Source organism: Ruegeria sp. HKCCD7255 (genome assembly GCF_013031565.1).
Taxonomy (GTDB): Bacteria; Pseudomonadota; Alphaproteobacteria; order Rhodobacterales; family Rhodobacteraceae; genus Ruegeria.
The window spans coordinates 300636-318935 of record NZ_WQAG01000003.1 but is presented as its reverse complement, the minus strand read 5'-3'; the positions used below and the strand labels follow the sequence as shown (position 1 = coordinate 318935).

General features: G+C 56.7%; 20 protein-coding genes. 12 read left to right on the top strand and 8 right to left on the bottom strand.

Going from position 1 to position 18300, the window contains the following annotated elements; translation table 11 throughout:
* Positions 1–5: 5 nt before the first annotated feature.
* Entirely contained in the window at positions 6–344 is a 339-nt protein-coding gene (locus tag GOX45_RS08260; RefSeq protein ID WP_171099777.1) for a P-II family nitrogen regulator, read from the bottom strand.
* A gap of 167 nt (positions 345–511) precedes the next feature.
* On the opposite strand from GOX45_RS08260, the gene GOX45_RS08255 reads away from it, so the two are divergent.
* The 3 genes from GOX45_RS08255 to tig all read left to right on the top strand — a co-directional run bounded on the left by GOX45_RS08255 (position 512) and on the right by tig (position 5138).
* Positions 512–2266 carry an NAD(P)H-hydrate dehydratase gene (locus tag GOX45_RS08255; RefSeq protein WP_171099774.1) on the top strand — a complete coding sequence of 585 codons (1755 nt, stop codon included), beginning with the start codon at positions 512–514 and terminating at the stop codon, positions 2264–2266.
* A gap of 232 nt (positions 2267–2498) precedes the next feature.
* Positions 2499–3623, top strand: a complete 1125-nt coding sequence (locus tag GOX45_RS08250; protein WP_171099772.1) for a porin — start codon at positions 2499–2501, stop codon at positions 3621–3623.
* 183 nt (positions 3624–3806) lie between these two features.
* Positions 3807–5138 (top strand): trigger factor, encoded by a 1332-nt coding sequence (gene tig / locus GOX45_RS08245; RefSeq protein WP_171100150.1) that lies wholly within the window; start codon positions 3807–3809, stop codon positions 5136–5138.
* 103 nt (positions 5139–5241) lie between these two features.
* On the opposite strand, the gene GOX45_RS08240 is transcribed toward tig, so the two are convergent.
* The 6 genes from GOX45_RS08240 to rpsF all read right to left on the bottom strand — a co-directional run bounded on the left by GOX45_RS08240 (position 5242) and on the right by rpsF (position 9003).
* A complete protein-coding gene (locus GOX45_RS08240; protein ID WP_171099771.1) occupies positions 5242–6090 on the bottom strand; it encodes an acyl-homoserine-lactone synthase in 849 nt (282 codons plus the stop codon).
* Positions 6091–6185: 95 nt separating this feature from the next.
* Positions 6186–6887, bottom strand: a complete 702-nt coding sequence (locus GOX45_RS08235) for a LuxR family transcriptional regulator (protein WP_171099769.1) — start codon at positions 6885–6887, stop codon at positions 6186–6188.
* A gap of 223 nt (positions 6888–7110) precedes the next feature.
* The gene (locus tag GOX45_RS08230; RefSeq protein ID WP_171100148.1) at positions 7111–7593 is read right to left on the bottom strand and encodes a lytic transglycosylase domain-containing protein; all 483 of its coding nucleotides are present in this window, start codon (positions 7591–7593) and stop codon (positions 7111–7113) included.
* Positions 7594–7752: 159 nt separating this feature from the next.
* Positions 7753–8382 carry a 50S ribosomal protein L9 gene (gene rplI, locus GOX45_RS08225; protein WP_171099767.1) on the bottom strand — a complete coding sequence of 210 codons (630 nt, stop codon included), beginning with the start codon at positions 8380–8382 and terminating at the stop codon, positions 7753–7755.
* A 12-nt stretch (positions 8383–8394) separates the two neighbouring features.
* Positions 8395–8622 (bottom strand): 30S ribosomal protein S18, encoded by a 228-nt coding sequence (gene rpsR / locus GOX45_RS08220; protein ID WP_005608650.1) that lies wholly within the window; start codon positions 8620–8622, stop codon positions 8395–8397.
* Positions 8623–8649: 27 nt separating this feature from the next.
* Positions 8650–9003, bottom strand: coding sequence for a 30S ribosomal protein S6 (gene rpsF, locus GOX45_RS08215; RefSeq protein WP_171099766.1), 354 nt, complete (start codon positions 9001–9003; stop codon positions 8650–8652).
* A 270-nt stretch (positions 9004–9273) separates the two neighbouring features.
* Between rpsF and GOX45_RS08210 the strand changes: the two genes are divergently transcribed.
* Together GOX45_RS08210 and GOX45_RS08205 are read left to right on the top strand one after the other, a co-directional pair.
* Entirely contained in the window at positions 9274–9792 is a 519-nt protein-coding gene (locus GOX45_RS08210; protein WP_171099764.1) for a hypothetical protein, read from the top strand.
* Between the two features lie 125 nt (positions 9793–9917).
* Entirely contained in the window at positions 9918–10490 is a 573-nt protein-coding gene (locus tag GOX45_RS08205; protein ID WP_171099762.1) for a YceI family protein, read from the top strand.
* A 58-nt stretch (positions 10491–10548) separates the two neighbouring features.
* Here the strand turns inward: GOX45_RS08205 and GOX45_RS08200 are convergent, their stop codons facing one another.
* Positions 10549–11787: a cytochrome b/b6 domain-containing protein gene (locus GOX45_RS08200; protein ID WP_171099760.1), complete on the bottom strand. Its 1239-nt coding sequence runs from the start codon at positions 11785–11787 to the stop codon at positions 10549–10551.
* Positions 11788–11959: 172 nt separating this feature from the next.
* On the opposite strand from GOX45_RS08200, the gene fabD reads away from it, so the two are divergent.
* The 7 genes from fabD to mltG all read left to right on the top strand — a co-directional run bounded on the left by fabD (position 11960) and on the right by mltG (position 18280).
* A complete protein-coding gene (gene fabD / locus GOX45_RS08195) occupies positions 11960–12898 on the top strand; it encodes an ACP S-malonyltransferase (protein ID WP_171099758.1) in 939 nt (312 codons plus the stop codon).
* Positions 12899–12940: 42 nt separating this feature from the next.
* On the top strand, positions 12941–13678 hold the full coding sequence (gene fabG, locus GOX45_RS08190) for a 3-oxoacyl-[acyl-carrier-protein] reductase (RefSeq protein WP_171099756.1): 738 nt from the start codon (positions 12941–12943) through the stop codon (positions 13676–13678).
* 207 nt (positions 13679–13885) lie between these two features.
* Positions 13886–14119 carry an acyl carrier protein gene (locus GOX45_RS08185; RefSeq protein WP_008756330.1) on the top strand — a complete coding sequence of 78 codons (234 nt, stop codon included), beginning with the start codon at positions 13886–13888 and terminating at the stop codon, positions 14117–14119.
* 140 nt (positions 14120–14259) lie between these two features.
* Positions 14260–14799, top strand: a complete 540-nt coding sequence (locus GOX45_RS08180) for a GNAT family N-acetyltransferase (RefSeq protein ID WP_171099755.1) — start codon at positions 14260–14262, stop codon at positions 14797–14799.
* A 108-nt stretch (positions 14800–14907) separates the two neighbouring features.
* Positions 14908–15651: a HisA/HisF-related TIM barrel protein gene (locus GOX45_RS08175; RefSeq protein ID WP_171099753.1), complete on the top strand. Its 744-nt coding sequence runs from the start codon at positions 14908–14910 to the stop codon at positions 15649–15651.
* Between the two features lie 205 nt (positions 15652–15856).
* Entirely contained in the window at positions 15857–17122 is a 1266-nt protein-coding gene (gene fabF / locus GOX45_RS08170; RefSeq protein ID WP_171099751.1) for a beta-ketoacyl-ACP synthase II, read from the top strand.
* Complete coding sequence (mltG, locus tag GOX45_RS08165; protein WP_171099749.1) at positions 17123–18280, top strand: endolytic transglycosylase MltG; 1158 nt, start codon at positions 17123–17125, stop codon at positions 18278–18280.
* The last annotated feature ends 20 nt before the right edge of the window (positions 18281–18300 follow it).

Genomic DNA, 18300 nt, shown 5'->3' with positions numbered 1-18300 from the left:
GTCGATTACAACGCGTCCGAGCCGGTTTCACCGGTACGAATGCGGATGGCTTGTTCTACGGGTGAGACAAAAATCTTGCCGTCGCCGATCTTGTCTGTTTTGGCGGCCGATACAATGGCATCGATGGCGGCATCGACCTGATCATCGTCCAGCACAACTTCGATTTTAACCTTGGGCAGGAAATCCACTACGTATTCGGCGCCGCGATAGAGTTCTGTATGGCCTTTCTGACGGCCAAATCCTTTGACCTCGATCACGCTGAGCCCCTGCACACCAACGTCTTGCAGCGCCTCTTTCACTTCGTCCAGTTTGAACGGCTTGATGATCGCCTCAATCTTTTTCATCACAGCTCACCTTGAATGGTTGTCTGGATGGCAGTGATCACGTCTAAGATCAGGCAGCAATGTGAATGCGGATTCTGGCTGCACGGGGCCCGTCTAAAACAAGCTGACGATTAAAATTTTATCTTGTTGCGCAAAAAGTGGGCAGATTTGAATCGAGCGAGGTAGATATGACAGAACTCCTGACAGCAGCGCAAATGAGCGCCATTGAACGGGCGGCCATCGACGCGGGCGAGGTCACAGGAATGGAGTTGATGGAGCGTGCTGGGCAGGGCGTGGTGGATGCGATTTTCGAAGAATGGCCGGAGTTGGACAGGCGAGGGGCCAGCCCCTCGCACTCCTTTGAGTATTCTAAAAAAGATGAAGAGCAACCCTTGCGCGCAGTGGTGCTGTGCGGTCCAGGGAATAACGGCGGCGACGGGTTTGTCGTGGCGCGGCTGTTGCGCGAGCTTGGGTGGGAGGTTTGGGTTTTTCTCTATGGTGATCCGGAAAAGTTGCCGCCGGACGCGCGGGTGAATTACGAGCGATGGTCTAAGCAGGGTGACGTGCATGACTTTCTCTCCGATTTGCCCGAAGAACTATTTTTCTTTTCAGCAGAGGGATTGGGTGTCGTGGTCGATGCGCTGTTCGGCACTGGTCTTTCTCGGCCCCTAAGCATTGATGTTCAGAGGCGCTTGGGCGATTTCCGCTCCATAGTGCCAATCTGCTTTTTGCACAGCGTTTCAGTCGATGTTCCTAGCGGATTTGATAGCGACAGCGGACGGTTTCTGGTGGAGGGCCAGTGGAAGCCGTTTGTGACCCATAATGATTTGTGTGTAACTTTTCACCGCCCTCGCGTCGGACACTATTTAGAAGACGCCGCCTTTGGGACTCTGGCTACCAAAAACATCGGGCTGGACGAGTTGGCCAGAGCAAGGAACTTTCAAAACTTGAAGGAAGGGTTGGCGCAGCTTTCGGATTTAGTGTCAGGTACAGAAAGTCCTGAGGAAATTAAGACAGCGTTACTAGAGGGGGGCGATCCAACTTCTCTAATCAAGTTCTTGCCGGATGAGCCGGTTGAATTGATTGAGTGGGTCCAGGATGAGGTCGAGAAATTCCCAACCGCCCACAAATATACCCACGGCCACGCGCTGATCCTGTCAGGTGGTTCCGGCCAGACCGGGGCGGCGCGGTTGGCGGCGCGGGGGGCGTTGCGGATCGGAGCGGGGTTGGTGACGCTTGGCGTGCCTCCTGCGGCGCAGATGGAAGTGGCGTGTCAGATTACAGCCTTGATGATGCGCCGGGTTGAGGGGGCGGAAGGGTTGGCGGAGGCCTTGCAGGACCAGCGTTTGAACGCGCTGTGCCTTGGTCCCGGCTTGGGGTTGGAGCGTGCACGGGCGTTGGTGCCGGTGGCTTTAGCCGCGCAACGGGCGACAGTATTGGACGCAGATGCTTTGACAGCGTTTGGCGAGGATCCGGACAAGCTTTTCGAACTCTTGCATCCGAATTGTGTTCTGACGCCGCATGGGGGCGAGTTTGCGCGCCTGTTCCCGGATATTGCCGAAAAGCTGACATCAGCTCCGACTGTGGGCCCGGCCTATTCCAAGGTGGATGCCACGCGTGAAGCGGCGCGACGGGCGGGGTGTGTTGTTCTGTTCAAAGGGCCCGACACTGTCATTGCTGGCCCTGATGGGAGATGCGCGATCAACGCGGCGATGTATGAGCGCGCGGCCCCCTGGTTAGCCACCGCTGGATCGGGTGATGTTTTGGCGGGGTTTATCACGGGGCTTCTGGCACGCGGGATTGCGCCCCAAAGCGCGGCAGAAACCGCAGCTTGGTTGCATGTGGAATGCGCAAGACAGTTCGGGCCGGGTTTGATTGCTGAAGATCTACCTGAGCAATTGCCTGCGGTTCTGCGTAACCTACTGAGTGATCAAAAAAACTGACGCGGGTCCAAAGGTCGTCATGACCGCGTGGCGCGGGCGATTTTCTGCGTGCTGAACCGAGGTTTCGGTATCAAATAGACACATATTATGATATCACGATGAGACTCACTCCTTTCCTGCTTTCGGAGTGAAAAGAACTTCTGATCAGAGGCTTGCTGGTATGTCGCAGCGCTTCGTTACCCAGTGAGTATCCAGACTCGAACCGGTCGGACCCTTATTTGAGGTATGAAAGATGTCACGCAATTTCCGAATTTCTGTTTCTGGGGCCGCGTTGGTCGCAGGGTTGGTATCGCCTGCAGCTGCCGAATTGAAATATGAAAACAACAGCGGCGGGTATGTATTGCTTTACGGCCAGTTGCACCCGGCGCTGATCTCGGTCGATGACGGGCAGCAAACTGAAACGCGCCTTTTGGACAACGACCTCTCGAACAGCAGGGTCGGGCTGCGCCTGATGCAACCTTATGGCAGCAACGAATTTACTTTTCTGCTCGAAACGGCCTTGGGTCTGCCCAATTCAACAGAGTGGAACCAGTTGGGCACAAGTTTCAGCGGTTGGACGCGCACTGACATCCGTCACGTGGATTTCGCGTTGGAAGGAAGCTATGGCAAGTTTTCTGCCGGCCAGGGCAGCATGGCTGCCGACGGCGCTGCCGAAGTGGATTTGTCCTACGTTGGGACTGCGCTTTATTCCTTTACCAACGATGAAAACTCGGCCTTCTTCTACCGTGGTACAAATGGGGTTCTGAGCGGGATAACCATAGGCGACTCCAGCAGTAACTTTGATGGCGCTCGGCGCGGGCGTGTGCGTTATGACACCCCGGAGTTCAATGGATTTTCGGCGGGATTTGCCTATGGCCAGAACATATTGTCCAGCAGTGATGATGATACCTATTACGACGTTCGCGTCTCGTATTCCAACACGTTCGGGGACGGGGTGGAGTTCGGGGCGGCGCTTGCCTATGCGGTTCGCGATCGAGACGATAATTCCGGGGACCAGGAAGACTTTTTCGGGTCTGCGTCGGTTCTGCTGCGCAACGGGCTTGGATTTACGGTTGCGGCAGGCACGCGGGACGACAAAAGGGCTGGTGCGAGCGATCCGGACTATTTCTATGGCAAGGTCTCATATGAAGGCAATTGGGTCTCGTGGGGGAAGACGGGGATCGGGATCGACTACTACGATGGTTCGGATTTCAACAGCAGCGGATCCAGTACCGAGTCATGGGGCTTCGCGGTTGTTCAGAAAATCCAAAGCATCAACACTGATGCATACCTGAAATACCGGAATCACGATTTTGATGACGGAACATCGTTCGACAGCAATGACACCTGGGTTCTGGGTGCGCGCTGGCGGTTCTGAGCCTGTTTAACGACACACCTTGTCGCCCCGGTCGATCCGGGGCGATTTTTCGGTTCAAGGCGGTCAAATCCGGGGCTGATGGCGCCTTTGCCTCTTGCACGCGCGCGGCTGGGCAAATAGAAGGCGTCAAATTTGCCTGGCGCGCCCGTGTTGCGCGCCCCGAATCCTATGGGGACTACCATAATGCAGGTTACCGAGACGCTGAACGAAGGTCTGAAACGCGGCTACAACATCGTTGTGACCGCATCCGAGCTGGACGACAAGGTTAACGAGAAACTGACCGAGGCGCAGCCGGAAATCGAAATGAAAGGTTTCCGCAAAGGCAAGGTGCCTATGGCCCTGCTGAAAAAGCAGTTCGGCCAGCGTCTGCTGGGTGAAGCGATGCAGGAAAGCATCGACGGCGCGATGAACAAGCATTTCGAGGACAGCGGCGAGCGTCCTGCGTTGCAGCCTGAGGTCAAGATGACCAACGAGGACTGGAAAGAAGGCGACGATGTCGAGGTCGCCATGTCCTATGAAGCGCTGCCCGAGATCCCCGAAGTTGACTTGAGCACGGTTGAGCTGGAGAAGCTGGTTGTCAAAGCAGACGACGCGGCCATTGAAGAAGCGCTGAACAACCTGGCCGAAACCGCGCAGGATTTCAAAGCGCGCCGCAAGGGCTCAAAGGCCAAGGACGGCGACCAGATCGTGTTTGACTTTGTCGGCAAGGTTGACGGCGAAGAATTTGAAGGTGGATCGGCCGAAGATTATCCGCTGGTTCTGGGCTCGAACAGCTTTATCCCCGGCTTTGAAGAGCAACTGGTGGGTGTGAAGGCTGAGGAAGAAAAAGACGTCAACGTCACTTTCCCGGAAGAATACGGTGCCGAGCATCTGGCGGGCAAAGACGCCGTCTTTACCTGCACCATCAAAGAGGTGAAAGAGCCTGTCGCGGCAGAGGTCAATGATGAGCTGGCCAAGAAATTTGGCGCCGAGGATCTGGCTGGTTTGAAAGAGCAGATCTCGGAACGTCTTGAGGCAGAATATGCCGGTGCGTCCCGCGCCGTAATGAAGCGTGGTCTCTTGGATGTTCTGGACGAGAAGGTTTCCTTCGACCTGCCGCCGTCGCTGGTTGAGGCCGAAGCCAAGCAGATTGCACATCAGTTGTTCCACGAGGAAAACCCCGATGTGGAAGGCCACGATCATGGTGAGATCGAGCCGACAGAAGAGCACACCAAGCTGGCCGAGCGCCGCGTGCGTCTGGGGCTGTTGCTGGCTGAACTTGGGCAAAAGGCCGAAGTTGAAGTTACCGATGCCGAAATGACTCAGGCGATCATGAACCAGGCGCGTCAATATCCTGGTCAGGAACGCCAGTTCTTTGAGTTCGTGCAGCAGAACGCCCAGATGCAGCAGCAGTTGCGGGCGCCGATCTTTGAAGACAAGGTCGTTGACTACGTATTTGAACTGGCCCAGGTCGCCGACAAGGAAGTCAGCAAAGACGACCTGCAAAAAGCGGTTGAGGCACTGGAAGAGGAATAAACCTCTTCCTCCCGGGGCGATCCGGGGTGACAAAAAATGCGGAGCCGACTTATCTCGAAGACGGCTCCGCATGGGTGGCTTTTGGTTCTATGAGGCGAGGGGGTCAGACCTCATGAGCAAAAGCGCGGGGGGTTCCAAGCAGAGCAACTTTTTGCTCTGGCGAGAAAGTATCTGTTAGAGTTTCGATCAGCTTCAGCGTGGCCATCCGTTCGTCTTCGGTGGTCGAGGCACTGATCTGCTCCACAAAATACCTTTCAAGATCGGTGAGTGGCTTGTGGTCTTGGTTCGCAGGCGCAAGCGATTTTGAGCGCGCAAACAGCGCCAACGCTGCGTCTTCGGACAGGAACACATCATGTTCGATACCCGCATACGCGCGGATGCCAGCGATCCGTTCTTCCGAACAGTCCATCATAGCAGCCATGGCCACGACTTTGCCCATCGGTTTGGCCGTGCCAAGATAGTCGTATGGAGCGTTGCCCGATCGTTGCAGCACCCGGTTCATGACCGGATCGATCACCGCAATCGAATCCAGCACTCCGGCCTGCATCGCATATTCAAACGACCCGATCATGACCTCGCTGGTCACATAGGAAATCGAGTTCTTCCCGCGGCCGCGCCCCAGTTTTTTCGTGTCTACGCAAAAGCGCGTTGCCTCCCAAACCTGGGCGCTTCGGATCGGCGGTTCGCCATCCAGGATCGCGTTAAAGACGTCGGCCATCATATGTGGCCCGGTTGTCTGCAACAGGCGCATGCACCCAACGACGTCCCCATCGTCGTTGATGCTTACGACATGTGCCGGATGCAGGTCGTCGAACGCATCGCGCTCGCGCCCGTTTTCGATATTGACTTCCCAGCCCAGGCGATCCCCGAAAACGCGCGCGCGGAGTTGGTACATCTCGTCCAAGATGTCAGTGAATAAGTGTTGGTTGATACCATCGATAACGATGATCATTTCCATCCCCCTACAGATTGGTTACCGTAGGAGCAGGATTAACGAACATTTGAAATGAGACTATTGGGGGTTTCCCGTATTTTTGTATTTTTTTGTTAACCTGGCGTGATTAAGCCTAGACCTATTGCCCGGCCAATAGCCTGCGGCGTGGTCAAAGCGCCAAGTTTTTCCCGACCCGAACGCATGTGAACCTCGACAGTCCGGTGCGAGATCGAAAGGATGTCACCGATATCTTGTTGTGACTTGCCTTCAGCAACCCATTGCAGGATTTCTTTTTCACGGGTGGACAGTGAAGGAAGATAGAGCGCACGGGACAGGACGTCCGATTGCATGACTGTATCATGTGCATTGACGGCTGCCATTTGAAGGTCGCCCATCACGTACCGTTTGTACTTGTCCCATTCGGCATCGGAACAATCCCGGGTGACGTTCAGCAAGCCACATTCGCCGTAGGGACCGCGCACTGGAACCGTCAGACCGCGCGATGTTATGCCGAAATCATGCGCGTCCCGGAAGACCGCATTAAACTTTTCATCTTTCTGGAAACGCCCCCAATCCACCGGTGCAATACTGAGCATGGAGGTATAAATGGTGGGGTCGAATTTGTGGTAGCCGTGGCTACCGTAGTGAATCTTCCACTCATCGGGATAGTTGGCATATCCCTGTACATCGCCTCCGGCGGTGTTCATCGTGGCATAAGACGCATAGTCAAAGCCCAGCTCGTGGCAAACAGCGTTTATGATATCTGCGGTCGACTTTTCATCTTGGTCGAGCGCAGCCAGGTCTATGAGTTTCACCGTTCAAACCTTTAGAGCGATGCATCTTTTGACACTTTGCCAATTCAGGGGTGTCCAATGTTTACGTTAGGGCAGCTTCTGATACGGATGCAAGTGAGGGGTGCACATACTGTAATCTTAATTCGAATTTCATTTGACAGAAAGGCGCATTTTTTGTCGGGTCAAGAACGGTTTGGCCCCGGTGTTGCTGCCATTCCGTCAAAACCTGAGAAAAAAGCCACGCTTAGTTCGATCGCAGCCCGGTTTCGACAAGCATTCCGCGCGCTTTGGCCTCGGGGTAAAACCCTTTGGCGTATAGAAAAATAGCGCGATCCTGATTGCCGTCTGAAAGCAGCCAGGCCCCACGCAGATACTTGCCGGCGAATTCCAGATTGGTGTCCGCATCCAGCAACCCCTTGGCGTTTCCGCTGTATCCCATTGAGCGAGCCGTTGCCGGTAGAATTTGAAGCAATCCATAGTAGGGACGGTTTACAGCCCAGGGACGGTGGGTGCTTTCGCGGATGGCGAGCTTGTGTACCAGCTCGCGCGGGAGTTCATAATGGTCGGCCCATCTGTTGATTGATGCGCGAAGTTCGGGGGTTTCGTTAGGATAAAGCGGTGGATCAAACGTATCCCCACGCGATACAGCGTTGTCAGCTCCGCCGCAGGCTGCGAGCGGAAGAATTGCAGCCAAAGCCAGAAAGTCGCGACGTTTGAACGAGAGCATTTGGAACCTCTTTGTCATTGCTTGCGGAACATAAGGAACAGCCGTTACCTCGCAAGCCTAGGCATTTAATCTGGCGAAATTTTGCCCGTATAAGCTGAAAATGGAAAAGGCCGCGCTGTTGTCAGCACGGCCCTTCAAGTGGCTCGTCCAAATACCTTGTTAGGCTTGGGTTTCGTCTTCGGCAGCCTCTTCGGCAGGAGCTGCATCGGCGACCAGTTCGTCGTCTTCCGATGCCGCAGAACCGATATCATCAAACAGTTCGGCGATCTCGAACTCGGCTGCAGCTTCTTCTTCTGCGGCCAGTTCCTGGATCGATTTGCCCGAAGCTTGCAATTCGGCTTCTTCTTCCGAGCGCGCGACGTTCAGCTTGATCGAAACTTCAACTTCGGGGTGCAGGTGAACGGCGACGGTGTGCAGACCCAGCTCTTTGATCGGAGCGATCAGGGCGATCTGTTTCTTGTCGACGGTGAAACCTGCTTCGGTGGCGGCGTCTGCGGCGTCACGTGGAGTGACCGAGCCATAGAGCGCACCGGCATCCGAGGCCGAGCGAATCACGATGAACTGCTGATCGTCCAGCTTTTCAGCCAGCGCTTCAGCTTCTTTCTTGGTTTCCAGGTTGCGTGCTTCAAGCTGAGCCTTTTGGGCTTCGAACGAGGCGATGTTCGACTCGGACGCGCTCAGGGCTTTGCCTTGGGGCAGCAGGAAGTTGCGGGCGTAGCCAGGCTTGACGTCAACGACGTCGCCCATCTGACCCAGTTTCGCAACACGTTCCAGAAGGATAACTTGCATGTCAGTCTCTCCTTACTTCACGGCGTAGGGCAGCAGGGCGAGGAAGCGGGCGCGCTTGATGGCACGGGCCAGTTCACGCTGCTTTTTCGCCGAAACGGCAGTGATACGCGAGGGAACGATCTTGCCGCGCTCAGAGATGTAGCGCTGCAGCAGACGAGTGTCTTTATAGTCGATCTTCGGCGCGTTTTCACCCGAGAACGGGCAAACTTTGCGACGGCGGAAAAATGGTTTTGCGGCCATGGTTTATGTCCTTTCGTCAGGCGTTGATCAACGGCGCTCGCGGCGGTCGCCACGTTCGTCACGCTTTTGCATCTGAACCGACGGGCCTTCAGCGTGCTCGTCAACTTTGATGGTCAGAACACGCATGACGTCGTCATGCAGGCGCATCAGGCGTTCCATTTCCTGCACCGCGCCCGAGGGGGCATCGGTCTTCAGGAAGGAATAGTGACCCTTGCGGTTCTTGTTGATCTTGTAGGCCATCGTCTTGACACCCCAATACTCGCTATCGACGAGTTTGCCGCCATTGTCGGACAGTACGGTGCCAAAGTGTTCGATCAGGCCTTCGGCCTGCGCGTTGGACAGATCCTGACGCGCGATCATTACATGCTCATACAGTGGCATGTTCACTCCTGTTTATATCAAGGCGCATTTCAAAGGCGGGGCCATTTTGTCCTTCGCGACCCTGCCACGAGAGGCTGCGCGATTCACATCTGTGCGAAGGATGGCCTCATATACACGTTTGGGCGGTGGGAACAAGCCCTGCCTTACATGCCTTTGAGACGCCGTGCTATTTCCACCAGGGTGCCCAATTCCTGACGCTTTTCTCCTCGAGGTTGTTCATTAAGACGGGGACACCCGGAACATCGCAACAGATAAAGACAGGGCAAACCAATGGCCGTAGTGAATACGAACACTTTCGAAAAGACAGCGCAGAGCGCAGTCTATGAAAAATCAGTACCTCTGCTGATCAATTTCGCACCGAATTGGAAGGCAAGACTTGTACTGGCTCGGATCGCCGGAGCCCTGTTGATCATGATCGCCTTCTCGATGTGGTTGATGCCAGGTTCGGTGATGGGTGCCGAGGTATGGCCGTTCAAATTGATCGCATCGCTGGCGTTTCTGATTGGCGGTGTCAGCCTTCTGACCGTGGAATTGCTGGATACGCGTCCCGACGCCTATTTTGACCCGATCCGCCGTGAGGTTCGTATCCTGCAAAAGAACGAGAATGGTCGTCCGCAAACCGTTCTGCGCCGCAGCTATGAATCTCTGGGTGGTGCCCGTTTCTCGGACGATCAGGTCGAACTGTTCGACGTTGATGGCAGCTTGCTGATGAAGCTTCCCCTGCAATCGGCGGATGTCAGCCGCGCGCTGAAAGGACAACTGAGCCAGAACGTAACAATCCTCGGCTGAGTTTTATTCTGTTCAAAAAAGAACAGGACCTGTTGATCAAATAAACTTGAGTGCCGCCCTTGGGCGGCACAAATGTGTTATGAGCGAGCCTTGAGGTTTGCGAACTTAACACCGCGGAGATAACCATGAAATCCACCATTATTGCTGCAGCACTGGCCGTATCGGCGACAACAGCGTTTGCCGGCGCCGAAAAATACGTTTTGGATCCCAGCCATAGTCAGGTTTTGTTTTCCTATGACCACCTGGGTTTTTCGACCACATACGGGATGTTCTCGGGATTTGAAGGTGAGATCATGTTCGATCAAGAAAACCCAGCTGCCTCGAGCGTGAGTGTTTCCATGCCTGTCATGTCCATGTTCACCGGCTGGGAAGCGCGTGAAGGTCATTTCATGTCTGAGGACTTTTTTGGTGCGAAAGAGGGTGACCTGATCACTTTCACCTCGACCGGCATTGAAGTGACCGGTGACGACACCGCAAATATCACGGGTGACCTGACGATGAACGGTGTCACCAAATCTGTTGTTTTGGATGCCTCGCTGAACAAGGTCGACAACCACCCGATGGCCAACAAGCCATGGGCAGGTTTCAACGCGACAACCACACTGACGCGCAGCGAGTTTGATTTGGGCCAGTTTGCGCCGTTCGTTGGTGACGAAGTGACGGTTCAAATCTCGGTCGAGGCGCAAAAGGCCGAATAAGCCAGCCTCTACCGGATGAAATTCAGCCGCCAGAGCCAAACGCTCTGGCGGTTTTTTCTTATTGAGTCCGCGTGGCCGTCAACTCGACCCCAACGGTGACAACAAAACCCAAAGAGTCTTCGGTGGGCTGTGAGGTCCCGACGTCAAACTCCAACCGGTTCAACTCCAATGCGCCACTCATGGCTGCTGTGTTGTCCTGAAGGTCCAGCGAGAAGGGCAGGACGATTTCCATGGTTTTGTCACGTATGGTCAGCGGACCGCGGGCTTCGTAACCTGTTTCCGTCTTGAACAGATCCGCTTTGAACTGTGCGGTTGGAAACTGGGTCGCATCGAAGAAATCTGCCCCCATGGCCTGATCCGTCACGGTGCCCAGACTAAGCGAAGCGATGGCGACGGTGACATCGACCGACCCGGCGGGTCCGGGTGCATCAGGCTCGTCAAAGGTGATCGCAGCCGTCCAATCTGAGAACGCTCCTGTGACCGGGCTGCCCAATTGCGAAATCGTAATCGACAGAGCGCCATCCTGAACCTGCCAATCGGATTGAACTTCGGCCAGCTGTGCGTCTCCGTGTTCGTGATCCCCATTATCGTGACGACCGTGCGAGAACTCTCCCATCGCCCAGCCACCAGTGAGGACGACCACCCAAACGGCAATCGCCCCGACAGCCGGGACCAGGCTGTGATGTTGTTGCGGTGGTTGCGGTGAGTCTGAGCGGCCCGGCAACATGCGACGCAGAGTGCTGTCCTTGTCGACAATATGGTGCTTGAGCCCACCGGCAATATGCAGGCCCAGTGACGCGACCAGAACCCACATCAAAAGCTCGTGCAATGTACCTGTCAGCTCGGCCAGGCCGAGAGATTTCGGGACGAAAGGCAGGTTCTGTCCAAAGGGCCAGAGAATCGGCGCAAAACCCTCGCTTGCCGCGTGGTGGATCCATCCGGTCAGAGGGACCAGAACCAAAGAGCCATAGAGCAGCCAGTGAACCGTTTCGGCAGCAAAGGCTTCGGGTTTGTTATCCGCATTCAGAAGGCCTGGTTTGGTTTGCGTGACTGCCCAGAGGATGCGGGCCAGGGCGACAAAGAAAACCGTTACCCCTACAGTCTTGTGCAGCGAAAACAGATTGGCCGCGCGGGCAATCTGCGCTTCGGTCGGTGTGACCGTTGGATCAAACAAGACATGAGCCAGGTCGTTGGCGATCCAGCCCAGCGGCAAAGCCGTCAGGATCAGCAAGGCGGTCAGCCAGTGAAAGGCCTTGGTGACACTGCCGTAGCTTGAGGAAGTATTGCTCAGGGACATCGGGGAAATCTCCGGGACATTCAGTTCGCTACACCCTAAATCGCTGCCCATGGGACACAAGTGCGAGAAACGCACACAACCGGTGCCCAGATGCAGAGCGCAGGCAATGCTTGTGCCGCGCGGCCTGTCGGTTTACACCGCGCGGCAACCTGACGTCATCCAAGAGGCATCTATGACACGCGCGTTCGTATTCCCGGGGCAGGGCGCCCAGACCATTGGCATGGGGAAGGCTCTGGCCGTGGCTTATCCCGCGGCCCAAGCCGTGTTCAATGAGGTTGATGAGGCCCTGGGCGAAAAGCTGAGCGCCTTGATCTGGGAGGGTGACATTGCTGATCTGACGCTGACCCAGAATGCACAACCGGCGCTGATGGCGACCTCGATCGCGGCGATGCGCGCATTGGAGGCCGAAGGCGCGTCGATTACGGATGCCGCTTTTGTGGCGGGGCATTCTCTGGGGGAATACTCAGCGCTGGCTGCTGCGGGCGCATTGTCTGTCGCGGATACCGCGCGCCTGCTGCGCACGCGGGGGCAGGCGATGCAATTTGCCGTACCGGTGGGTGAGGGCGCGATGGCCGCCGTTCTGGGCCTTGATCTGGACGCGGTGCGCGCAGTGGCCGAAGAGGCCGCACAAGGTGAGGTGTGCCAAGCCGCAAATGACAACGATCCCACTCAGGTTGTTGTGTCCGGTGCGAAGGCCGCTGTCGAACGCGCTGCGGTGATCGCCAAGGAAAAAGGTGCCAAGCGGGCGGTGATGCTGCCCGTCAGCGCGCCGTTCCATTGCGCGCTGATGCAGCCCGCCGCTGATGTGATGGCCGAAGCTTTGGCCGGCGTTGAAATCAATGCACCTGCAGTGCCGCTGGTGGCAAATGTACGGGCCGAAGCCGTCACCGACCCGGATCAGATCCGGTCGCTACTGGTTGAGCAAGTCACCGGCTCGGTCCGCTGGCGCGAAAGTGTGCAGTACATGGTGACCCAAGGGGTCGACAGCGTCTGGGAGATCGGAGCGGGCAAGGCTTTGTCGGGGATGATCCGCAAGATCGACCGGGCGGTTGCATGTCAGGCTGTGGGATCGCCGGATGATGTGCAAGCGGCGCTGGGCGCGGGTCAATAACACGGATGACACCCGGCAGGGTGCGCAATGAGGAAGTTTTAGATGTTTGATTTGACAGGAAAGAACGCTCTGATCACTGGCGCGTCAGGCGGTATCGGTGGTGACATCGCGCGCGCTTTGCATGGCGCAGGCGCAACAGTGGGTCTGTCGGGCACGCGAGTTGAGCCGTTGCAGGCGCTGGCTGACGAGTTGGGCGAACGCGCTCATGTGCTGCCGTGCAACCTGAGCGATGCCGAGGCTGTGGACGCGCTTCCGAAACAGGCGATCGAGGCAATGGGGTCGGTCGATATTCTGGTCAACAATGCCGGGATCACGCGGGACAACCTGTTCATGCGCATGTCGGATGAAGACTGGCAAAGCGTGATCAACGTGAACCTGACCTCGACCATGAAGCTGTGCAAAGGCGTGATGCGCGGTATGATGAAAGCCCGTTGGGGACGGATCATCAACATCTCATCCGTGGTTGGCGCGACCGGGAACCCGGGACAGGCAAACTATGCCGCGTCCAAGGCGGGTATGGTGGGCATGACCAAATCACTGGCCTATGAGGTTGCCAGCCGAGGAATCACTGCAAATGCGGTAGCACCCGGTTTCATCACCACCGCCATGACCGACAAGCTGACCGATGACCAGAAAGCTGGCATTCTGGGGCAAGTTCCCGCCGGTCGCATGGGCGATCCGGGCGAAATTGCCGCGGCTGTTCTGTATCTAGCAAGCCCCGAGGCGGGTTATGTCACCGGGACAACCTTGCATGTGAACGGCGGCATGGCCATGTTGTAGGCGCTGCAATTGGCAGGCGCGAAAGCGTTTGCCTTGTGCGTTGTGTGTGCTATAGGCGGCGCATCTTAAAAGGGACCGGTTCCGATCGGTTCTTTGTTTTCCCGGGGACCCGGGACCCAAACCGCCCGGAATGGGCAAACCAAGGCCACCCCGCGCGGGCAAGGGCAGAACCGGGCAAACCGCCCTGAAATGGAATGAGGAATAGACATGAGCGACGTCGCAGATCGCGTAAAGAAGATCGTTGTTGAGCACCTGGGTGTTGAAGAAGACAAAGTTGCGGAAAACGCATCCTTCATCGACGATCTGGGCGCAGACAGCTTGGACACTGTTGAGCTGGTTATGGCCTTCGAAGAAGAATTCGGCATCGAGATCCCTGATGACGCGGCTGAAACCATCCAGACCTTTGGCGACGCCGTCAAATTCATCAGCGAAGCTTCCTAAGAGCTTCGGTTCTGAAAAAAGCGGCGCTTCCGGGCAACGGAGGCGCCGTTTTTTTGTGGCCAGACAAATTTCTCTCTTGCATGAGATGTTTACCCTTCGCAACGTATTGTCTGAGGCAGAAAACATAAGCGGGCAAGGGCATGATAAGATCCACCCCGATGATCAACACCGCACGGTTGACGCTGTGCGCGATGCGACCTGAGGACTTTAACCGGTTCGCAGAGATATGGCGCGACCCCAAGGTTGTGTGCCATATCGGCGGCAAACCCAAAACCCGTGGCGAAGCCTGGGAATCGTTCGTGCGCAATGCCGGGCATTGGCAAATGGCAGGGTTTGGGCAATGGGCTGTTGTGCTGCAAGCCAACCGGACGCTGATAGGTCAGGCGGGTTTCTTTTATGGGAACCGAGACTTGGGTGAAGATTTCGATACGTTCCCTGAGGCTGGCTGGGTCTTGGCCCAAGAAGGTCAGGGGCAGGGCTTTGGGTTTGAAGCGGCGCAGGCCGCGCATGACTGGTTTGATCGCGTGATTCCCGGCCCGTTGGTGTCCTTGATAGGCAGCAAGAACGAAGCGTCGCTGAAACTGGCGCAGAAACTCGGCTACACATTGATGCGCGAGGCCAAGTATCGCGGAACCGATGTTCACTTGCTCAAGCGGGATCGTCCACCGACGCGACATTGATCGATGCCGCAAAACAGTCCGGGTTTGCCGATCTTGTGAAACCGGAACCCATTTTGAGACTCTATGCTACCGTGGAAATCCAGAGTGATTCAGCGGAGGAAATGAGTCATGATGATCTACCCCACGATGGAGTTGCAGAACGGTCGGTGCGTGACCCTGGACAAGGGGCGGTTGGAAGATGCGTTGATCTGGCATGTGGATCCGGTGGAAACGGTGCGCGGCTGGGCGGCTGCGGGTGCCGAGTGGATGCAACTGACCGATTTTGACGCAATCGAGGGTCGCGATACCAACGCCGCTTTGGTGGAGGAGATCATTCGCTCGGCCGAGATCCCTGTGCAATTGGCCGGAGGAATGCGCACCCGCGAACATGTTGAGCATTGGCTAGATAAAGGCGCAGGCCGGATCGTGATCGGCACCATGGCGGCATGGGAGCCGAATCTGGTGAAGGAATTGGCCAAGCTGTATCCAGACCAGATTGTTCTGGCGGTGGATGTCTGGAAAGGTCGTGTGATGACCGAAGGCTGGCGCAGCCAGAGCGCGTTTACGGCCGAAGCCTTTATCGACGCATTTGCGGATACGCCTTTTGCGGCGATCCTTGTGACAGATATCGACAGCGACATGGAAGACGTAGAGGCGCAGTTGGGGTTGATATCGGGTTTGGCGGCGCAGTCTCGCACACCGGTGATTGCCAGCGGCGTGGTACGCAGCGCGGATGACATTTCGCGCCTGGCTTATATTCCGAACATTTCCGGGGCAATTGTGGGGCGCGCATTGTTCCGCAAAAAACTGTCATTGGAGGACGCGTTGCGCGTCGCCCGGGGGGCGCATGAGCCGGTGGCTCAGTTCCAGTAAGACTGCGGTGTTCGCCGAGGCATGCGGTCTGACCTGAGCATGTCAGCGCCAAGCGTTACGACGAGCGCAGCTTGCGTTTCAGTGCGGTCGCCCGGGCAAGTTGCCGTGGCGACCGCATATGCGAATACGCTGATGGTCTTGCCCCCGGACCCCGTGCCGGGGTATGAGCGGTTCTAATAACAGTAAGCAGGCAAGAGGCATATCTATGCGCAGAGTCGTTGTTACCGGCCTTGGATTGGTCACTCCTTTGGCCAGCGGGGTCGAGGAATCCTGGTCGCGGCTGCTGGATGGTGAATCCGGTGCGGGTCCGATCACTCATTTCGACGCGGTTGAAAGCGGCGTCACCACGACCTATGCCTGTGAAGTTCCGCGCGGCGATGGCACCGATGGCACGTTCAATCCTGACGATTGGATGCCACCGAAAGAGCAGCGCAAGATCGAAGATTTTATCCTCTATTCCATCGCTGCAGCCGATATGGCTTGTCAGGATGCGAACTGGTTGCCCGAAGATGAAGAGGCGCGGCTGCGCACCGGTGTCTTGATCGGTTCCGGGATTGGTGGTCTGGGATCTATCGCAAACACTGCGAACCTGATCCGCGACAAAGGCCCGCGACGTGTGTCGCCCTTCTTTATTCCCGGCGCGCTGATCAACCTGGCTTCGGGACAGGTATCGATCCGCCACGGCTTCAAGGGGCCGAACCACTCGGTTGTGACAGCCTGTTCGACGGGTGCACATGCGATTGGAGACGCAAGCCGTATCATCCGGGCGGGTGATGCCGACGTCATGATCGCCGGTGGCGGCGAGGGCTGTATCTGCGAAATCGGTATCGCGGGTTTCAACGCCTGTAAGGCGCTTTCGACGAAATATGCCGATGATCCCAAGAAAGCGAGCCGCCCTTATGACGTTGACCGGGACGGCTTTGTCATGGGTGAGGGCGCCGGTATCGTAGTGCTCGAAGACTATGAGCATGCCAAGGCGCGCGGTGCCAAGATTTACGCCGAAGTTCTGGGCTATGGCATGTCTGGGGACGCATATCACATTACTGCCCCATCCGAGGACGGTGACGGCGCCGAACGTTCGATGCGCGCCGCGCTGCGCAGCGCCGGGTTGGAGCCGAAGGATCTGGACTATATCAACGCGCATGGCACGTCGACCATGGCCGATACCATCGAACTGGGTGCGGTCGAGCGTTTGCTAGGCGATCACGCCAGTGAGGCGACCATGACCTCGACAAAGTCAGCAACAGGTCACTTGCTGGGGGCTGCAGGTGCGATTGAGGCCATATTCTCGATCCTCGCGATCCGCGATCAGGTTGCGCCGCCGACAATCAACTTGGAAAACCCTGCCGTGGAAACGCCTATCGATCTGGCACCCAACACCAAGCGTGAGCGCAAGATCGACGTGGCCCTTTCAAACTCGTTCGGCTTTGGCGGGACCAATGCCAGCGTGATCTTCGGAAAGGTCAGCTGAATGTGGCGGGCCCTTGCATCGAACATGTTGACCATCCTTGTGGTTGGCCTGTTCATCATGGGCGGTGTGGTCCTGTGGGGGCAATCGCAATACAGGGCTGAAGGCCCTTTGGAAACCGCGATTTGCCTGCAGGTGCAGCCGGGCTCGAACATGACGCGTGTCAGTCGTGATCTGGAAGATCAGGGCGCGATCAGCAGTGGCACGATCTTCCGCATGGCCGCCGATTACAGCGATAAGTCCCAGCAGTTGAAAGCTGGCAGTTTTCTGGTGCGCGAAGGCGCGTCGATGGAGCAGATCATTGACGAGATCACCAGCTCGGGTGCCAGTACTTGTGGCTCAGAGATCGAGTACCGGATCGGTGTAACACGTATTCAGACCCGCGTGCGAGAGCTTGACCCGGCCACGTTGGATTTCGTCGAGATTGCTGCGTTTGACGCAAGTGATGAACAGATCCCTGATGCCTATACTGAGAAGCGAGACAATGCGGATACGCGGTACCGTGTATCGCTGGCCGAAGGTGTGACGTCGTGGCAGGTTGTGGAAGCGCTCAAGAGCTTTGGGGCGCTGAGTGGCGACATTGCCGAAATCCCACCCGAGGGGATGCTGGCCCCCGACAGCTATGACGTGACGCCAGGGGCGGCGCGCGCAGACGTTTTGCGGGACATGATGGAAGAGCAGCAGCTGCGGATCAACGCGGTCTGGGAGGCACGTCAGGACGATCTGCCGATCACCAGCCCTGAAGAGATGTTGATCCTGGCCTCGATCATCGAAAAGGAAACCGGCGTGCCGGAAGAACGCGGGCAGGTCGCGAGCGTGTTTGTGAACCGTTTGAACCAAGGTATGCGTCTGCAGACAGACCCTACTGTGATCTATGGTGTCACCAAAGGTCAAGGAACGCTGGGTCGCGGGTTGCGGCGTAGTGAACTTAACCGTCCAACCCCTTGGAATACCTATCAGATCGACGGGTTGCCGCCGACCCCGATTGCCAATCCGGGTCTGGCGAGCCTTGAAGCCGCTGTGGCCCCGGATGACACGGATTTCGTGTTCTTCGTGGCGGATGGCACAGGCGGCCACGCGTTTGCCGAGACGTTGCAAGAGCATAACCGCAACGTTGCAAAATGGCGCGAGATCGAAGCCGAACGGAATTCGGGGAACTAAAGCGGTTTGGGTGTAACTCG

What these genes read in the sequence shown, in the direction of transcription:
- GOX45_RS08260 (WP_171099777.1), bottom strand. Translation starts at nt 344, where the DNA reads ATGAAAAAGATTGAGGCGATCATCAAGCCGTTCAAACTGGACGAAGTG.
- GOX45_RS08255 (WP_171099774.1), top strand. Translation starts at nt 512, where the DNA reads ATGACAGAACTCCTGACAGCAGCGCAAATGAGCGCCATTGAACGGGCG.
- GOX45_RS08250 (WP_171099772.1), top strand. Translation starts at nt 2,499, where the DNA reads ATGTCACGCAATTTCCGAATTTCTGTTTCTGGGGCCGCGTTGGTCGCA.
- tig (WP_171100150.1), top strand. Translation starts at nt 3,807, where the DNA reads ATGCAGGTTACCGAGACGCTGAACGAAGGTCTGAAACGCGGCTACAAC.
- GOX45_RS08240 (WP_171099771.1), bottom strand. Translation starts at nt 6,090, where the DNA reads ATGATCATCGTTATCGATGGTATCAACCAACACTTATTCACTGACATC.
- GOX45_RS08230 (WP_171100148.1), bottom strand. Translation starts at nt 7,593, where the DNA reads ATGCTCTCGTTCAAACGTCGCGACTTTCTGGCTTTGGCTGCAATTCTT.
- rplI (WP_171099767.1), bottom strand. Translation starts at nt 8,382, where the DNA reads ATGCAAGTTATCCTTCTGGAACGTGTTGCGAAACTGGGTCAGATGGGC.
- rpsR (WP_005608650.1), bottom strand. Translation starts at nt 8,622, where the DNA reads ATGGCCGCAAAACCATTTTTCCGCCGTCGCAAAGTTTGCCCGTTCTCG.
- rpsF (WP_171099766.1), bottom strand. Translation starts at nt 9,003, where the DNA reads ATGCCACTGTATGAGCATGTAATGATCGCGCGTCAGGATCTGTCCAAC.
- GOX45_RS08210 (WP_171099764.1), top strand. Translation starts at nt 9,274, where the DNA reads ATGGCCGTAGTGAATACGAACACTTTCGAAAAGACAGCGCAGAGCGCA.
- GOX45_RS08205 (WP_171099762.1), top strand. Translation starts at nt 9,918, where the DNA reads ATGAAATCCACCATTATTGCTGCAGCACTGGCCGTATCGGCGACAACA.
- GOX45_RS08200 (WP_171099760.1), bottom strand. Translation starts at nt 11,787, where the DNA reads ATGTCCCTGAGCAATACTTCCTCAAGCTACGGCAGTGTCACCAAGGCC.
- fabD (WP_171099758.1), top strand. Translation starts at nt 11,960, where the DNA reads ATGACACGCGCGTTCGTATTCCCGGGGCAGGGCGCCCAGACCATTGGC.
- fabG (WP_171099756.1), top strand. Translation starts at nt 12,941, where the DNA reads ATGTTTGATTTGACAGGAAAGAACGCTCTGATCACTGGCGCGTCAGGC.
- GOX45_RS08185 (WP_008756330.1), top strand. Translation starts at nt 13,886, where the DNA reads ATGAGCGACGTCGCAGATCGCGTAAAGAAGATCGTTGTTGAGCACCTG.
- GOX45_RS08180 (WP_171099755.1), top strand. Translation starts at nt 14,260, where the DNA reads ATGATAAGATCCACCCCGATGATCAACACCGCACGGTTGACGCTGTGC.
- GOX45_RS08175 (WP_171099753.1), top strand. Translation starts at nt 14,908, where the DNA reads ATGATGATCTACCCCACGATGGAGTTGCAGAACGGTCGGTGCGTGACC.
- fabF (WP_171099751.1), top strand. Translation starts at nt 15,857, where the DNA reads ATGCGCAGAGTCGTTGTTACCGGCCTTGGATTGGTCACTCCTTTGGCC.
- mltG (WP_171099749.1), top strand. Translation starts at nt 17,123, where the DNA reads ATGTGGCGGGCCCTTGCATCGAACATGTTGACCATCCTTGTGGTTGGC.